Source organism: Duganella rhizosphaerae (assembly GCF_040364205.1).
Taxonomy (GTDB): domain Bacteria; phylum Pseudomonadota; class Gammaproteobacteria; order Burkholderiales; family Burkholderiaceae_D; genus Rugamonas; species Rugamonas rhizosphaerae.
The window spans coordinates 286,361-300,525 of sequence record NZ_BPWK01000002.1; the positions used below are offsets into that span (position 1 = coordinate 286,361).

The window sequence follows — 14,165 nt, forward strand, 5'->3', positions numbered from 1 at the left end:
TGATGACAATTACATCGGTGCCGGAATTTCAGCATCGGACGGTGCTGCTAGACGAAGCGGTCGACGCGCTGGCGATCGACGGCGCGCGCGCCGACGGCGTCTACGTCGACGGTACGTTCGGCCGCGGCGGCCACTCGCGCCTGATCCTGTCCAAACTGGGCGCCAAGGCGCGCCTGATCGCCTTCGACAAAGACCTGCAGGCGATCGCCACCGCCGAACAGATCGACGACCCGCGCTTCACCATCGTCCACGACAGCTTCGCCACCATGCACGCGGCGCTGGCCGAGCGCGGCGTGGCGCAGGCCGACGGCATCCTGCTTGACCTGGGCATCTCGTCGCCGCAGGTGGACGACGCCGCGCGCGGCTTCAGCTTCCGCAACGACGGCCCGCTCGACATGCGCATGGACACCACGCGCGGCATGTCGGCGGCGGAGTGGCTCGCCACAGAAACCGAACAGACACTGGAAAAGGTGATCAAAGAATATGGGGAAGAACGGTTTGCTTTTCAGATTGCAAAGGCGATTGTTGCTCGCCGGGCAGTCGAACCAATTTCAAGCACACGACAGCTTGCCGGCATCGTGGCAGGCGCGGTCAAGACTCGGGAAAAGGGCAAGGACCCGGCCACCCGTACCTTTCAGGCTATCCGGATTTTCATCAATAAAGAGCTTGAAGACCTCGAGATCGGTCTGACCCAGGCCTGGAACAGCCTGGCGCCGGGCGGCATCATCGCCATCATCAGCTTCCACTCGCTGGAAGACCGCATGGTCAAGCGCTTCTTCGCCTCCAAGGCCAACGTCGAGCAACCGGACCGGCGCCTGCCGATCCGCGCGGTCGACCTGCCGCAGCCGGAGCTGAAGCTGCTGGCCAAGTTCAAGCCGTCCGACGCCGAGATAGCCGCCAACCCGCGCGCCCGTTCGGCCGTGATGCGCGTCGCGCGCCGCCTGCCGTTTTCGGCGAAGGGCGCGGCATGAGCGGCAAGATCAACCTGGTGCTGGCCGCGCTGCTGGTGGCCTGCGGGCTGTCGCTGGTGAACGCCCAATACCAGGCGCGCCATCTGTTCATCGAACTGGAACGCACGCAGTCGCAGGCGCGCCAGCTCGACATCGAATGGGCGCAGCTGCAGCTGGACCAGTCGACCCTGGGCAAGCACGCCCGCATCGAGGAAATCGCCCGCCGCGACCTGAACATGACGCCGCTGACCGCGGCGCGCACGCAGTACCTGACGCCGGAAGGATCGAAATGAGCCGCGGCAGCAATGTGAACACCTCGCGCGTGGCACGCTCCAAGGGCGTGCCGTTCTCGAAGAACCCGGTGCTGGCGGTGCGTTTGCCGGTATGGCGTTCGCGCGTCGTCTTGTTCGTATTGTTCGCCGCCTTCGCCGGCCTGGCCGCGCGCGCCCTGTGGCTGCAAGGCCTGTCGACCCAGTTCCTGCAAAAGCAGGGCGAGATCCGCTACGCCCGCACGCTCGACCTGCCGGCCACGCGCGGCAAGATCACCGACCGCGACGGCCAGGTGCTGGCCTCCTCGGTGCCGGTCAAGGCCATCTGGGCGATCCCGGACGACGTCCAGGACGCGCCGCCGGCCAAACTGAAAGAGCTGGCGCGCCTGCTCGAGATGAGCAACGCCGACCTGCAAAAGAAGCTCGACTCCGACCGCGGCTTCGTCTACCTGAAGCGCCAGGTCGAGCAGGAGGTGGCCGACCAGATCACCAAGCTCGGTATCGACGGCATCCAGACCCGCAAGGAATACAAGCGCTTCTACCCGCAGGGCGAAGTGACGACCCACGTGGTGGGCTTCACCAACGTCGAAGACGCGGGCCAGGAATCGATGGAGCTGGCGCAGCAGAAAACCCTGGTGGGCCAGCCGGGCAGCCGCCGCGTCATCAAGGACCGCCTGGGCCACATCGTCGAGGACATCGAGTCGGTGCGCGAGCCGCACGACGGCAAGGACCTGACGTTGTCGATCGACAGCAAGATCCAGTACATCGCCTTCATGCAGGTCAAGGAATCGGTGGAGAAGTTCCACGCCAAGGCCGGCGCCGCCGTGGTGCTGGACGTGCACACCGGCGAAGTGCTGGCGCTGGCCAACTGGCCGACCTACAACCCCAACGACCGCTCCAAGCTGACCGGCGAGCAGCTGCGCAACCGCGTCATGACCGACACCTTCGAGCCGGGTTCCTCGCTCAAGCCATTCACGGTGGGCCTGGCGCTGGATGAAAAACGCATCACGCCGCACACCATGTTCGATACCGGCGCCGGTTCGATGGTGATCGCCGACCACGTGATCCATGACACCCACCCGCACTACCTGATCGACGTCCAGACCATCATCCAGAAGTCGTCCAACATCGGCACCTCGAAGATCGCGCTGGCCATGCCGCCGCAGGAGATGTGGGAGATGTTCACCAAGGTCGGCTTCGGCCAGCAGCCCAAGTGGGGCTTCCCCGGCGCCGTGGCCGGCCGCGTGCGCCCATATAAATCCTGGCGTCCGATCGAGCAGGCCAACATGAGCTTCGGCCAGGGCATCTCGGTGTCGCTGATCCAGCTGGCGCGCGCCTACATGATCTACGCCCGCGACGGCGACATCATCCCGCTGTCGTTCCAGAAAGTGACGGAAGCGCCGCACGGCACCAAAGTGGTCAGCGCCAAGACCGCCGCCGAGATGCGCGAGATGCTGGAAATGGTCACCCAGCCGGGCGGCTCGGCCGTCAAGGCCCAGGTGCCGGGTTACCGCGTCGGCGGCAAGACCGGCACCGCGCAGAAGTTCATCAACGGCCACTACTCGCAAACCAAATACATCGGCAACTTCGTCGGCATGGCGCCGATGTCGAACCCGCGCTTCATCATCGCCGTCATGATCGACGAACCGGGCGGCCCGGTGCACGTCGGCGGCGACGTCGCCGGCCCGGTGTTCTCCGCGCTGGCCGCCAACGCGCTGCGCGCCAAGAACATCACGCCCGATTCCACCCTTACCCATATCATCATTCCTGATAATGCATCACAGGAGAACCAGTGACGACTTCCGACTTCGACCCGCTGGCAATTGCCGCCGCCATCCGCAAGCTTGCGCCGTCCGCGCAGCTGGCTTCGGATTCGCGCCGCATCAAGCTGGGCGATGTGTTTTTTGCCTACCCCGGCGACGCCGGCGACGGCCGCAGCTTCATCGACAGCGCCGTCGAGCAGGGCGCCGCGCTGGTGGTGTTCGACCCGGCCGGCTTCACCTGGAACGCCGCCTGGTCCGTGCCATATATCACCGTCGAAAAACTCAAGCAGCACGCCGGCGTGATCGCCCACGCCTTCTATGAACAGCCGGATGCGGCCATGTTCACCGTCGGCGTCACCGGCACCAACGGCAAGACCTCCAGCGCCGTGTGGCTGGGCCATGCGCTGTCGCGCGGCGCCGAACCGGCGGCGGTGGTCGGCACGCTGGGCGTGGGCCTGTTCCGCGCGCGCGGCGAAGTCGAATACGACGTCACCGGCTACACCACGCCGGACGCGGTACTGCTGGCGCGCACGCTGGCCGAGCTGCGCACGCAGGGCGCCGCCTCGCTGGCGATCGAAGTGTCGTCGATCGGGCTGGAACAAGGCCGCGTGGCCGGCATGCACTTCGACGTCGCGCTGTTCACCAACCTGACCCGCGACCACCTGGACTACCACGGCACCATGGAGGCCTACGAGGCTGCCAAGACCAAGTTGTTCGACTGGCCCGGCCTGAAAACGGCGGTGGTCAATCTGGACGACCCGATGGGCCTGCGCCTGATCGCGCACCTGAAGGCGAAGGCGCCGCTGGCTGCGCTGTCGGGTGACATCCCATTGATCGGCTACACGCTGCACGATATCGCCGCGCAGCCGGACATCGACGGCGTGTTGATGCTGCGCGCCAGCCAGTTCCGCAGCAGCCGCAACGCCGGCACCGAATTCCACCTGGAGTGCCCGCTCGGCGTGGCGCTGGTCAAGACCCACCTGGTCGGTAACTTCAACATCAGCAACGCGCTGGGCGTGATGGGCGCGATGCTGGCCAAGGGCCTGGGCCTGCGCGCCGCCATCGAAGCGGTCGAAGCGCTGCTGCCGGCGCCGGGCCGCATGCAGCAGGTCGGCGGCCAGGACGCGCCGATGATCGTCATCGACTACGCCCACACGCCGGACGCGCTGGAAAAGACCCTGGCCGCGCTGCGCCCTGTGGCCACCGATCGCGGCGGCCAGCTGTGGTGCGTGTTCGGCTGCGGCGGCGACCGCGATCCGGGCAAGCGCCCGCAGATGGGCAAGATCGCGCAGATGGCCGACCACGTGCTGGTCACCAGCGACAACCCGCGCAGCGAGGATCCGCACACCATCATCGAGCAGATCGTCGCCGGCATGGACCGCAACAACCCGGCATCGACCGTGCAGACGCTGGACGACCGCGCCGCCGCCATCCTGTCGGCCATCAAGCACGCCGGTAAGCCGGACGTGATCCTGCTGGCCGGTAAAGGCCACGAGCCGTACCAGGAAATCAAGGGCAAGAAACTGCCATTCTCCGACGCCGACCATGCGCAACTGGCGCTGTCGGCCCGCTTAACCATGATGAGGACGAATTGATGCGTGCAGCACTCGCACAGATTCTGCCTTCTGTGACCGGCGCCGAATTGATCGGCTCCGGTGAAACTGTATTCAACGGCGTCTCCACCGACAGCCGCAACGTCTTCGCAGGTTCGCTGTTCGTCGCCTTGCGCGGCGAGGTTTTCGACGCCCACGACTTCCTCGCCCAGGTGGCGGAGAAGGGCGCCGCCGCAGTCGTTGTTGAAGAACTGCCGGAAGGCTGGGATGCGGCCAAGGTCGCGGCCATCGTCGTGCCGGACACGCTGGTGGCCCTGGGCCAGATCGCCAACTACTGGCGCCGCCAGTTCGCCATGCCCGTCATCGGCGTCACCGGCAGCAACGGCAAGACCACCGTCAAGGAAATGATCGCCGCCATCCTGGCCGCCGCCCACGGCGAAGACGGCCGCCTGGCCACGCGCGGCAACCTGAATAACGAAATCGGCGTGCCGCTGACGCTGTTCCGCATGGAAGCGAAGCAGCAGTCGGCCGTGGTCGAACTGGGCATGAACCACCCCGGCGAGATCGGCCGCCTGAGCGCCATCGCCGCGCCGACCATCGCCATGGTCAACAACGCCCAGCGAGAACACCAGGAATTCATGCACACCGTGGAAGCGGTGGCGCGCGAAAACGGCGCCGTGCTGGCCAGCCTGCCGGCCGACGGCGTGGCCGTGTTCCCCCATGGCGACGAGTTCACGACCATCTGGGAAGAACTGTCGGCCGGCCGCCGCGTGCTGCGCTTCGGCCTGACCAAGGACGCCGAGGTGAGCTGCACCTTCCGCGCTGGAGATTTCGGCAGCGAGATGTTCGTCACCATCCGAAGCGGTGAGGATGAGCGCGATGCTGAACCCGAGCAGTTCTTCGTCAACCTGCTGGCGGCGGGCGAGCACAATGTGCGCAACGCGCTGGCCGCCGTGGCCTGCACCTACGCCGCCGGCATCGCGCTGGAACAAATCAAATTGGGCCTCGACACCTTCGCGCCGGTCAACGGCCGTTTGCAGAAGAAGGCCGCGGCCAACGGCGCCGTCGTTATCGACGACAGCTACAACGCCAACCCGGACTCGGTGCGCGCCGCCATCGACGTGCTGTCCAAGGCCGCCGCCCCGCGCGTGCTGGTGTTGGGCGACATGGGCGAAGTCGGCACCCAGGGCCGCGAGTTTCACGAAGAAATCGGCGCCTACGCGCAGAGCAAAGGCATCGAACAGGTGCTGGTAACGGGCGAGCTGGCGTCCCACATGAGTGGACCCGCCATCCGCCATTTTGAAAACTTCGGCGAATTGCTGGCTGCTGTCGAAGCAGCCGTCACGCCGGATGCAACCGTATTAATCAAGGGCTCCCGCTTCATGAAAATGGAACGGGTCGTGCAGCATTTGATTGGATCGCAACAAGCTAACAAGGAAAGTCACTAATCATGCTGCTCTGGCTCGCACAGTATTTTCAGCAGGACCTCGGACCACTCCGGGTCTTCAACTTCATCACCTTCCGCGCGGTGTTCGCCACCGCGACGGCGCTGCTGATCGGCCTGACGGCCGGTCCGGCCGTGATCCGCAAGCTGACCGCCATGAAGTACGGCCAGGCCGTGCGCACCGACGGTCCGCAGACCCATTTGAAAAAACACGGCACCCCGACCATGGGCGGCGTGCTGCTGTTGATCTCCATCGGCGTCTCGACGCTGCTGTGGTGCGACCTGTCGAACCGCTTTATCTGGCCGGTGCTGGTCGTCACGCTGGGCTTCGGCGCGGTCGGCTGGGTCGACGACTACCGCAAGGTGGTGCGCCAGGACCCCGAGGGCATGCGTTCGGCGGAAAAATACTTCTGGCAGTCGCTGGTCGGTATCGGCGCCGCGCTGTACCTGGCGTTCTCGGTGTCCGCGCCCAACGCCGGCAAGGTGTTCGAGCTGTTCTTCGCCTGGGTGCAGTCGGGCTTCTCGATGGACCTGCCGCCCAAGGCCGACTTGATCGTACCGTTCTTCAAGACCATCAGCTACCCGCTGGGCGTGTGGGGCTTCATCGCGCTGACCTACTGTGTCATCGTCGGCACCAGCAACGCCGTTAACTTCACCGACGGCCTGGATGGCCTGGCGATCATGCCGACGATTATGGTCGGCTCGGCGCTCGGCCTGTTCGCCTACCTGACCGGTCACGCCACGTATTCGAAGTACCTGTTCATCCCGCACATTCCCGGCGCGGGCGAACTGATCATCTTCTGCGGCGCGCTGGCAGGCGCCGGCCTGGCCTTCCTGTGGTTTAACACCCACCCGGCCCAGGTGTTCATGGGCGACGTCGGCGCGCTGGCGCTGGGCGGCGCGCTGGGTACCCTCGCTGTCATCGTGCGCCAGGAAATCGTCCTGTTCATCATGGGCGGCATCTTCGTCGCCGAGACGGTGTCGGTGATTATCCAGGTGGGCTGGTTCAAGATCACCAAGAAGCGCTACGGCGTCGGCCGCCGCGTGTTCCTGATGGCGCCATTGCACCACCACTTTGAACAAAAAGGCTGGAAAGAGACCCAGGTCGTCGTGCGCTTCTGGATTATCACGATGATGCTGGTGCTGATCGGTCTCTCTACTTTGAAACTGCGCTGATGATCTACGAAGGCAAAAACGCACTGGTACTGGGACTGGGTGAATCCGGTCTGGCGATGGCGCTGTGGCTCGCCCGCAGCGGCGCGCGCGTGCGCGTGGCCGATACCCGCGAGTCGCCGGAGCGCCTGCCGGCGTTGCGCGCGGCCGTGCCGGACGTGGACTTCGTCGCCGGCCCGTTCGCTTCGGGTTCATTCGATCCTTCGCTGCTGGAAGGCGTGGACTTCGTCGCCGTCAGCCCAGGCCTGGCGCCGTATCGCGAGCTGGCCGAGATCGGGCCCGCCGCCGCAGCGGCCGGCGTGCCGGTCTGGGGCGAGATCGAGCTGTTCGCGCAGGCGCTGGAGTCGCTGGAGCATGAACGCGGCTACACGCCCAAGATCATCGCCATCACCGGCACCAACGGCAAGACCACCGTCACCACCCTGGTCGGCCAGCTGTGCGAACGCGCCGGCAAGACCGTGCGCGTGGCCGGCAACATCAGCCCCGCCGCGCTGGACGTGCTGCGCGAAGTGATGGACGCCGCGTCGGGTACCAGCGCGCTGCCGGAAGTATGGGTATTGGAACTGTCGTCCTTCCAGCTGCAAACCACCTTCACGCTGGAGGCGGACGCCGCCACCGTATTGAACGTGACCCAGGACCACCTGGACTGGCATGGCGACATGCCGTCCTACGCCGCCGCCAAGCACCGCATCTTCGCGGCCGACACGGTGCGCGTGTTGAACCGCGACGACGCCACCGTGATGCGCATGGCCAGCGCCACCGGTCCCAACGTCACCTTCGGCACCGATGCGCCGACGCTGCGCGACGACCTGGGCCTGAACAGCGAACGCGGCGTGCTGTGGCTCGCCACCGCCGTGCCGTCGGAAGAAGAGGGCGAACCGAAGAAACGCAAGAAAAACGATCCACCGCCGCCACCGGTCGAATGCATGGTCAAGAACCTGATGCCGGCCGACGCGCTGCAAATCCGCGGCGTGCACAACGCCGCCAACGCGCTGGCCGCGCTGGCCCTGTGCCGCGCCATCGACCTGCCATTGGCGCCGCTGCTGCATGGACTGCGCGAGTATCGCGGCCAGCCGCACCGCGTGGAACTGGTCAGCGCCATCAACGAGGTCGAATACTACGACGACAGCAAGGGCACCAACGTCGGCGCCACCGTGGCCGCGTTGAATGGCTTGGGCAAGGCCTTCACCGGCGCCAACCAGCGCCTGGTGGTCATCATGGGCGGCGACGGCAAGGGTCAGGACTTCACGCCGCTGGCCGAACCGGTATCGCGCTACGTGCGCGCCGTGCTGCTGATCGGCCGCGACGCGCCGCAGATCCGCGCCGCGCTGGAAGCTTCGGCGGACCTGGGCTATGAGATCGAAGACTGCGGCACCGACCTGCCGCAAGCCGTCAAGCGCGCCAGCGAACTGGCGCAAGCCGGCGACGCCGTGCTGCTGTCGCCGGCTTGCGCGAGCATGGACATGTTCAAGAACTACGCGCATCGCGCCCAGGTGTTCATCGACACCGTGCGCGAGATCGCCCTCGATGCAGGACAGGAGCTCTGATGGCCTTCCAGATGCCGTTCCGCTTTGCTGACAAGTCGACGCCGCCGTCGATGGACAGCCGCGCGCGGCAATCGAAGATGATGGAATACGACCAGCCGCTGGTCTGGGTCACGCTATTGTTGATGCTGCTCGGGATGGTGATGGTGTATTCGGCCTCGATCTCGCTGCCGGATTCGCCGAAATTCGCCAACTACGTGCGCTGGCAGAATACCTACTTCCTGCAACGGCAGGCGATGTTCATCGTCGTCTCGCTGCTGGCCGGCCTGTTCGTGTTCCGCATCCGCATCTGCGACCTGCAGAAGGCCGCGCCGTATCTGTTCATCGGCACGCTGGTATTGCTGGTGATGGTGCTGATCCCCGGCCTCGGCGTGGTGGTCAACGGTGGCCGCCGCTGGCTGTCGCTCAAGGTCATCAACGTGCAGCCGTCGGAGCTGATGAAAGTGGTCGCCGTGCTGTACGCCGCCGACTACACGGTGCGCAAGCAGGAATACATGCACAAGCTGACCAAGGGCTTCCTGCCGATGGCGGCGGCGGTCGGCTTTGTCGGCCTGTTGCTGCTGCTCGAACCCGACCTGGGCGCTTTCGGCGTGATCGTCTGCATCGCCATGGGCATCCTGTTCCTGGGCGGGATCAACGCCATCTGGTTCGGCGGCATCGGCGCGGTGCTGGTGGTGATCTTCGGCTCCATCATCGCGCTGTCGAAATTCCGCCGCGAGCGCTACTTCGCCTACCTCAATCCGTGGGAAGAAGACAATGCCTTGAACAAGGCCTACCAGCTGACCCACTCGCTGATCGCTTTCGGGCGCGGCGAGATTTTTGGCGTTGGCCTGGGCGGCAGCGTGGAAAAGCTGCACTACCTGCCGGAAGCGCATACCGACTTCCTGCTGGCGGTGATCGGCGAAGAACTCGGCCTGGCCGGCGTGCTGGTGGTGATCGCCATGTTCTACTGGCTGATCAAGCGCGCCTTCGACATCGGCCGCCAGGCCATCGCCATCGACCAGACCTTTGCCGGCCTCACCGCCAAGGGCATCGGCATCTGGATCGGTGTGCAGACGTTTATCAATATGGGTGTCAACCTTGGCCTGCTGCCGACCAAGGGCTTGACCTTGCCGCTGATGAGCTATGGCGGCACGGGTGTGGTAATTAACTGCATCGGACTCGCGATCCTGCTCCGGATCGACTACGAGAACCGGGTCCTGATGCGCGGTGGCAGATTATGAAACGATTGATGATCATGGCGGCCGGCACCGGCGGCCACATTTTCCCCGGCCTGGCGATTGCGCAGACGCTGCGCGCGCGCGGCTGGGAAGTGACCTGGCTGGGCACCACCGCCGGCATGGAGCAGGACCTGGTGCCCAAGCACGGCATCGCGATGGACAGCATCGACTTCACCGGCATGCGCGGCAAGGGCTTGAAGCACTCGCTGGGCGGCGCGCTGAAGATGGTCAAGGCCTTCGCGGCATGCTTCGGCTATATCGGCAGCCGCAAGCCGGACGTGGTGCTGGGCATGGGCGGCTACGTCACCGTGCCGGGCGGCCTGATGGCGCGCCTGCGCGGCGTGCCGCTGGTGCTGGTCAACGCCGACGCCGCGCTGCTGCTGTCGAATAAAACGCTGGTGCCGTTTGCCGAGCGCGTGTGCTTCGGTTTCCCGGCCAACTTCGGCAAGGCCGCCGGCAAGGCTGTCGTCACCGGCAACCCGGTGCGCAAGGAAATCCTGGACATGTCCACGCCGGACCTGCGCTTCTTCGGCCGCGAAGGTCCGTTGCGCATCCTGGTGGTGGGCGGCAGCCTGGGTGCCAAGGCGCTGAACGACAACCTACCGGCTGCGCTGGCGCTGATCCCGGCCGCGCAGCGTCCGCAGGTGACGCACCAGTCGGGCAAGAAGAATATCGATGCGCTGCGCGCCGCGTATGCGCAGGCGGGCGTGGAAGCCAATGTGGTCGACTTCATCGACGACATGGCCGCCGCCTACAGCCACGCCGACGTGGTGATCTGCCGCGCAGGCGCGATCACCGTCTCGGAACTGACCGCCGCCGGCGTAGCCAGCGTGCTGGTGCCGCTGGTCGCATCGACCACCAGCCACCAGCGCGACAACGCGCAGTGGATGGCGAAACAAAACGCGGCGATTCATATGCCGCAATCGGAAATGAGCGCGCAGAGTGTAGCGACGCTGTTGGAAACGCTGACCCGCGGCGCCTGCCTGACCATGGCAACGGCGGCGCGCGGCGTCGGCAAACGCGATGCGAACGACGCTATCGCCGCCGTATTGGAACATCTAGCATGAGAATTAAATCGTGAAACATAAAGTACAGAATATTCACTTCGTCGGCATCGGCGGCAGCGGCATGAGCGGCATCGCCGAAGTGCTGCTGACGCTCGGCTACACCGTGTCCGGCTCGGACCTGGGCAGCAATGCCGTCACCCAGCGCCTGGCCGACATGGGCGCCACGGTCTATCAAGGCCACGCCGCCGAAAACATCGGCAACGCCGACGCCGTCGTCACTTCGACCGCCGTCCAGCAGGACAACCCGGAAGTGGTGACTGCGCGCAGCCGCAAGATCCCGATCGTTCCGCGCGCCGTGATGCTGGGCGAGTTGATGCGCCTGAAGCGCGGCATCGCCATCGCCGGCACGCACGGCAAGACCACCACCACCAGCCTGGTCGCATCGGTGCTGGCGCAGGGTGGCCTGGATCCGACCTTCGTCATCGGCGGCCGCCTGACCGCCGCCGGCGCCAACGCCAAACTGGGCACCGGCGACTACCTGGTGGCGGAAGCCGACGAATCGGATGCATCGTTCCTGAACCTGACGCCGATGATCGAAGTGATCACCAACATCGACGCCGACCACATGGAAACCTACGAGCACGATTTCGAAAAGCTCAAGCAGGCCTTCGTCAGCTTCACACACCGCCTGCCGTTCTACGGCCGCGCCATGCTGTGCATCGACGACCAGCACGTGCGCTCCATTCTGCCGCAGGTGACCAAGCCGGTGACCACCTACGGCTTCCACGAGGACGCCGAAGTGCGCGCCGTGAACGCCCGCGCGGTCGGCGTCGAGATGCACTTCACCGTGATCCAGGAAGGTTATCCCGACCTGGACGTGGTGCTGAACCAGCCCGGCCTGCACAACGTGCAGAACGCCTGCTCAGCCATCGCCATCGCGCGTGAAATCGGCATCGAAGACAAGGATACCCAGGCCGGCCTGGCCGCCTTCGCCGGCGTCGGCCGCCGCTTCACCAAATACGGCGACGTCGCCATCCCAGGCGGAGGCACGTTCACGCTGGTGGACGACTTCGGCCACCACCCGCTGGAAATGGAAGTGACCACCGCCGCCGCGCGCGCCGCCTATCCAGGTCGCCGCCTGGTGCTGGCCTTCCAGCCGCACCGCTACAGCCGCACGCGCGACCTGTTTGAGGATTTCGTCAAAGTGCTGGGCACCGTCGACGTGCTGGTGCTGGCCGAAGTCTACGCCGCCGGCGAAGCGCCGATCGTGGCCGCCGACGGCCGCGCGCTGGCGCATGCGCTGCGCGCACGCGGCAAAACCGAACCGATTTTTGTAGAGGCGATCGGCGATATGCCGGAAACCATCATGGGCGTGGTGCGCGACGGCGACGTCGTCATGACCATGGGCGCAGGCTCGATCAGCGGCGTCCCTGCCAAACTGACTAACTATCCAAAGGTCTGAAAGTGAATCACCTTACTCCTGTTGACGCAAAAGCTTTCGGCAAGGTCGGCGTGCTGTACGGCGGCCGCTCCGCCGAGCGCGACGTTTCCATCATGTCCGGCAACGGCGTGCTGGCGGCCCTGCAAAGCAAGGGCATCGACGCCCACCTGTTCGACACCGGCGTGCGTACGCTGGCCGAACTGGCCGCCGAAAAATTCGACCGCGTGTTCATCGCGCTGCACGGCCGCTTCGGCGAAGACGGCAGCCTGCAAGGCGCGCTGGAACTGCTGGGCATCCCATACACCGGCAGCGGCGTGATGGCCAGCTCGGTGGGCATGGACAAGATCACCACCAAGATCGTCTGGCTGGCCGCCGGCCTGCCGACGCCGCGCTACGCTGTACTCAACGCAGGCTCCGACCTGGCCGCCGTGTGCGCCGACCTGGGCCTGCCGCTGATCGTCAAGCCGCCGCACGAAGGTTCGACCATCGGCATCACCAAGGTCAGCGCCGCCGGAGAATTCAAGGCCGCCTTCGACATCGCCGCCGCGCTGGACGACTCGGTGCTGGCCGAGGAATTCGTCACCGGCCGCGAGTTCACCGTCGCCATGCTCGGTTCCGGCGCCAGCGCGCGTCCGCTGCCGGTGGTGGAAATCGTCGCCCCGCAAGGCAATTACGATTACCAGAACAAGTACTTCACCGACGACACCAAGTATTTCTGCCCGGCCGTGCTGCCGGAAGCGCTGACGCAGGAGATGCAGCGCCTGGCCGTACTGGCCTACCGCGCCATCGGCTGCGAGGGTTGGGGCCGGGTCGACTTCCTGCTGCGCGAGAGCGACCAGAAACCGTTCCTGCTTGAGGTGAACACCTCGCCCGGCATGACCGGCCACTCGCTGGTGCCGATGGCGGCGCGCGCGGAAGGCATCAGCTATGAAGACTTGTGCGTGGAAATCCTGCGCACGGCGCGCTTGAAGTTAGCTCAACCTCAAATGAAGGGTTAGGTAACACGATGTGGCAAGACGCTAAAGCCTTGAATGCGACCGCCAGCGGCATTTTCGTCCTGACGCTGTTGGCATGCATCGCGGCAGGCGTGTGGTGGGTGGCGCAGCGGCCGATGTTCACGCTGCGCACCATCCGTATCGAGACGATAGGGCAGGAAGAGTTAAAGCATGTGAATCACCTGACGCTGCGCAGCAACGCGTTGGGCCGCATCAAGGGTAACTTCTTCACGACGAATCTGGATGCGGTGCGCCAGGCGTTCGAATCGGTGCCCTGGGTGCGCCGCGCAACGGTGCGGCGCGAATGGCCTGACCAGCTGATCGTGGCGCTGGAAGAGCATGAGGCGCTGGGCACGTGGGGGGAGGACGGCAAGCTGCTGTCAACCAAGGGCGAGTCGTTCACCGCCAACCTGGCCGAGGCGGAAGAGGACCATGTGCTGCCGGAGTTCGACGGGCCGGAAGGCAGCGAGAAGGAAGTGCTGTCGCGTTACGACGAGCTGCGCACCTGGTTCGCGCCGCTCAAGCTGGTGCCGGAGTCGCTGTCGCTGTCGGGGCGCTATGCATGGACGGTGAAGCTGAATAACGGCATGAGCGTGGCGCTGGGACGGGAACAGACCAGCACCACGTTGAAGGAAAGGGTGGACCGCCTGATGGGAATTTATCCGCAGCTGGTGGAGCACTTGCAGAACATCGAGACCATCGATATGCGTTACCAGAATGGGCTGGCACTGAGTGCGACGGGATTGAAGATTCCGGCCGAGGGAGCCAAGCCAAAACCGATCGTGAAGAAAAAAATACAGTAGGCA

Annotated in this window: 12 protein-coding genes; all 12 read left to right on the plus strand. The window is 65.3% G+C overall.

The features are described 5' to 3' along the window. The first annotated feature begins 2 nt into the window (after window positions 1–2). Genes rsmH through RUGAMON1_RS05280 form a run of 12 tightly spaced genes read left to right on the plus strand, consistent with a single transcriptional unit; the run spans window position 3 to window position 14,162 of the window. Complete coding sequence (gene rsmH, locus RUGAMON1_RS05225) at window positions 3–971, plus strand: 16S rRNA (cytosine(1402)-N(4))-methyltransferase RsmH (protein ID WP_445229505.1); 969 nt, start codon at window positions 3–5, stop codon at window positions 969–971. Then, entirely contained in the window at window positions 968–1,243 is a 276-nt protein-coding gene (gene ftsL, locus RUGAMON1_RS05230) for a cell division protein FtsL (protein WP_020705059.1), read from the plus strand. Before rsmH ends, ftsL begins: the two co-directional genes overlap by 4 nt. After that, window positions 1,240–3,015, plus strand: a complete 1,776-nt coding sequence (locus RUGAMON1_RS05235; RefSeq protein WP_445229506.1) for a peptidoglycan D,D-transpeptidase FtsI family protein — start codon at window positions 1,240–1,242, stop codon at window positions 3,013–3,015. Before ftsL ends, RUGAMON1_RS05235 begins: the two co-directional genes overlap by 4 nt. Beyond that, complete coding sequence (locus tag RUGAMON1_RS05240) at window positions 3,012–4,577, plus strand: UDP-N-acetylmuramoyl-L-alanyl-D-glutamate--2,6-diaminopimelate ligase (RefSeq protein ID WP_445229507.1); 1,566 nt, start codon at window positions 3,012–3,014, stop codon at window positions 4,575–4,577. The genes RUGAMON1_RS05235 and RUGAMON1_RS05240 overlap by 4 nt, the downstream gene beginning before the upstream one ends. Continuing rightward, on the plus strand, window positions 4,577–5,983 hold the full coding sequence (locus RUGAMON1_RS05245) for a UDP-N-acetylmuramoyl-tripeptide--D-alanyl-D-alanine ligase (protein WP_445229508.1): 1,407 nt from the start codon (window positions 4,577–4,579) through the stop codon (window positions 5,981–5,983). Before RUGAMON1_RS05240 ends, RUGAMON1_RS05245 begins: the two co-directional genes overlap by 1 nt. Window positions 5,984–5,985: 2 nt before the next feature. Further along, a complete protein-coding gene (mraY, locus tag RUGAMON1_RS05250) occupies window positions 5,986–7,155 on the plus strand; it encodes a phospho-N-acetylmuramoyl-pentapeptide-transferase (RefSeq protein ID WP_445229509.1) in 1,170 nt (389 codons plus the stop codon). Next, a complete protein-coding gene (gene murD, locus RUGAMON1_RS05255) occupies window positions 7,155–8,699 on the plus strand; it encodes a UDP-N-acetylmuramoyl-L-alanine--D-glutamate ligase (RefSeq protein WP_445229510.1) in 1,545 nt (514 codons plus the stop codon). Before mraY ends, murD begins: the two co-directional genes overlap by 1 nt. Beyond that, window positions 8,699–9,919 (plus strand): putative lipid II flippase FtsW, encoded by a 1,221-nt coding sequence (ftsW, locus tag RUGAMON1_RS05260; protein ID WP_445229511.1) that lies wholly within the window; start codon window positions 8,699–8,701, stop codon window positions 9,917–9,919. Before murD ends, ftsW begins: the two co-directional genes overlap by 1 nt. Then, window positions 9,916–10,983 (plus strand): undecaprenyldiphospho-muramoylpentapeptide beta-N-acetylglucosaminyltransferase, encoded by a 1,068-nt coding sequence (murG, locus tag RUGAMON1_RS05265; RefSeq protein WP_445229512.1) that lies wholly within the window; start codon window positions 9,916–9,918, stop codon window positions 10,981–10,983. The genes ftsW and murG overlap by 4 nt, the downstream gene beginning before the upstream one ends. A 10-nt stretch (window positions 10,984–10,993) precedes the next feature. Further along, window positions 10,994–12,385: a UDP-N-acetylmuramate--L-alanine ligase gene (gene murC / locus RUGAMON1_RS05270; RefSeq protein ID WP_445229513.1), complete on the plus strand. Its 1,392-nt coding sequence runs from the start codon at window positions 10,994–10,996 to the stop codon at window positions 12,383–12,385. 2 nt (window positions 12,386–12,387) lie between these two features. Beyond that, window positions 12,388–13,362 carry a D-alanine--D-alanine ligase gene (locus RUGAMON1_RS05275; protein WP_445229514.1) on the plus strand — a complete coding sequence of 325 codons (975 nt, stop codon included), beginning with the start codon at window positions 12,388–12,390 and terminating at the stop codon, window positions 13,360–13,362. Window positions 13,363–13,370: 8 nt separating this feature from the next. Next, on the plus strand, window positions 13,371–14,162 hold the full coding sequence (locus RUGAMON1_RS05280) for a cell division protein FtsQ/DivIB (RefSeq protein ID WP_445229515.1): 792 nt from the start codon (window positions 13,371–13,373) through the stop codon (window positions 14,160–14,162). Window positions 14,163–14,165 lie beyond the last annotated feature (3 nt).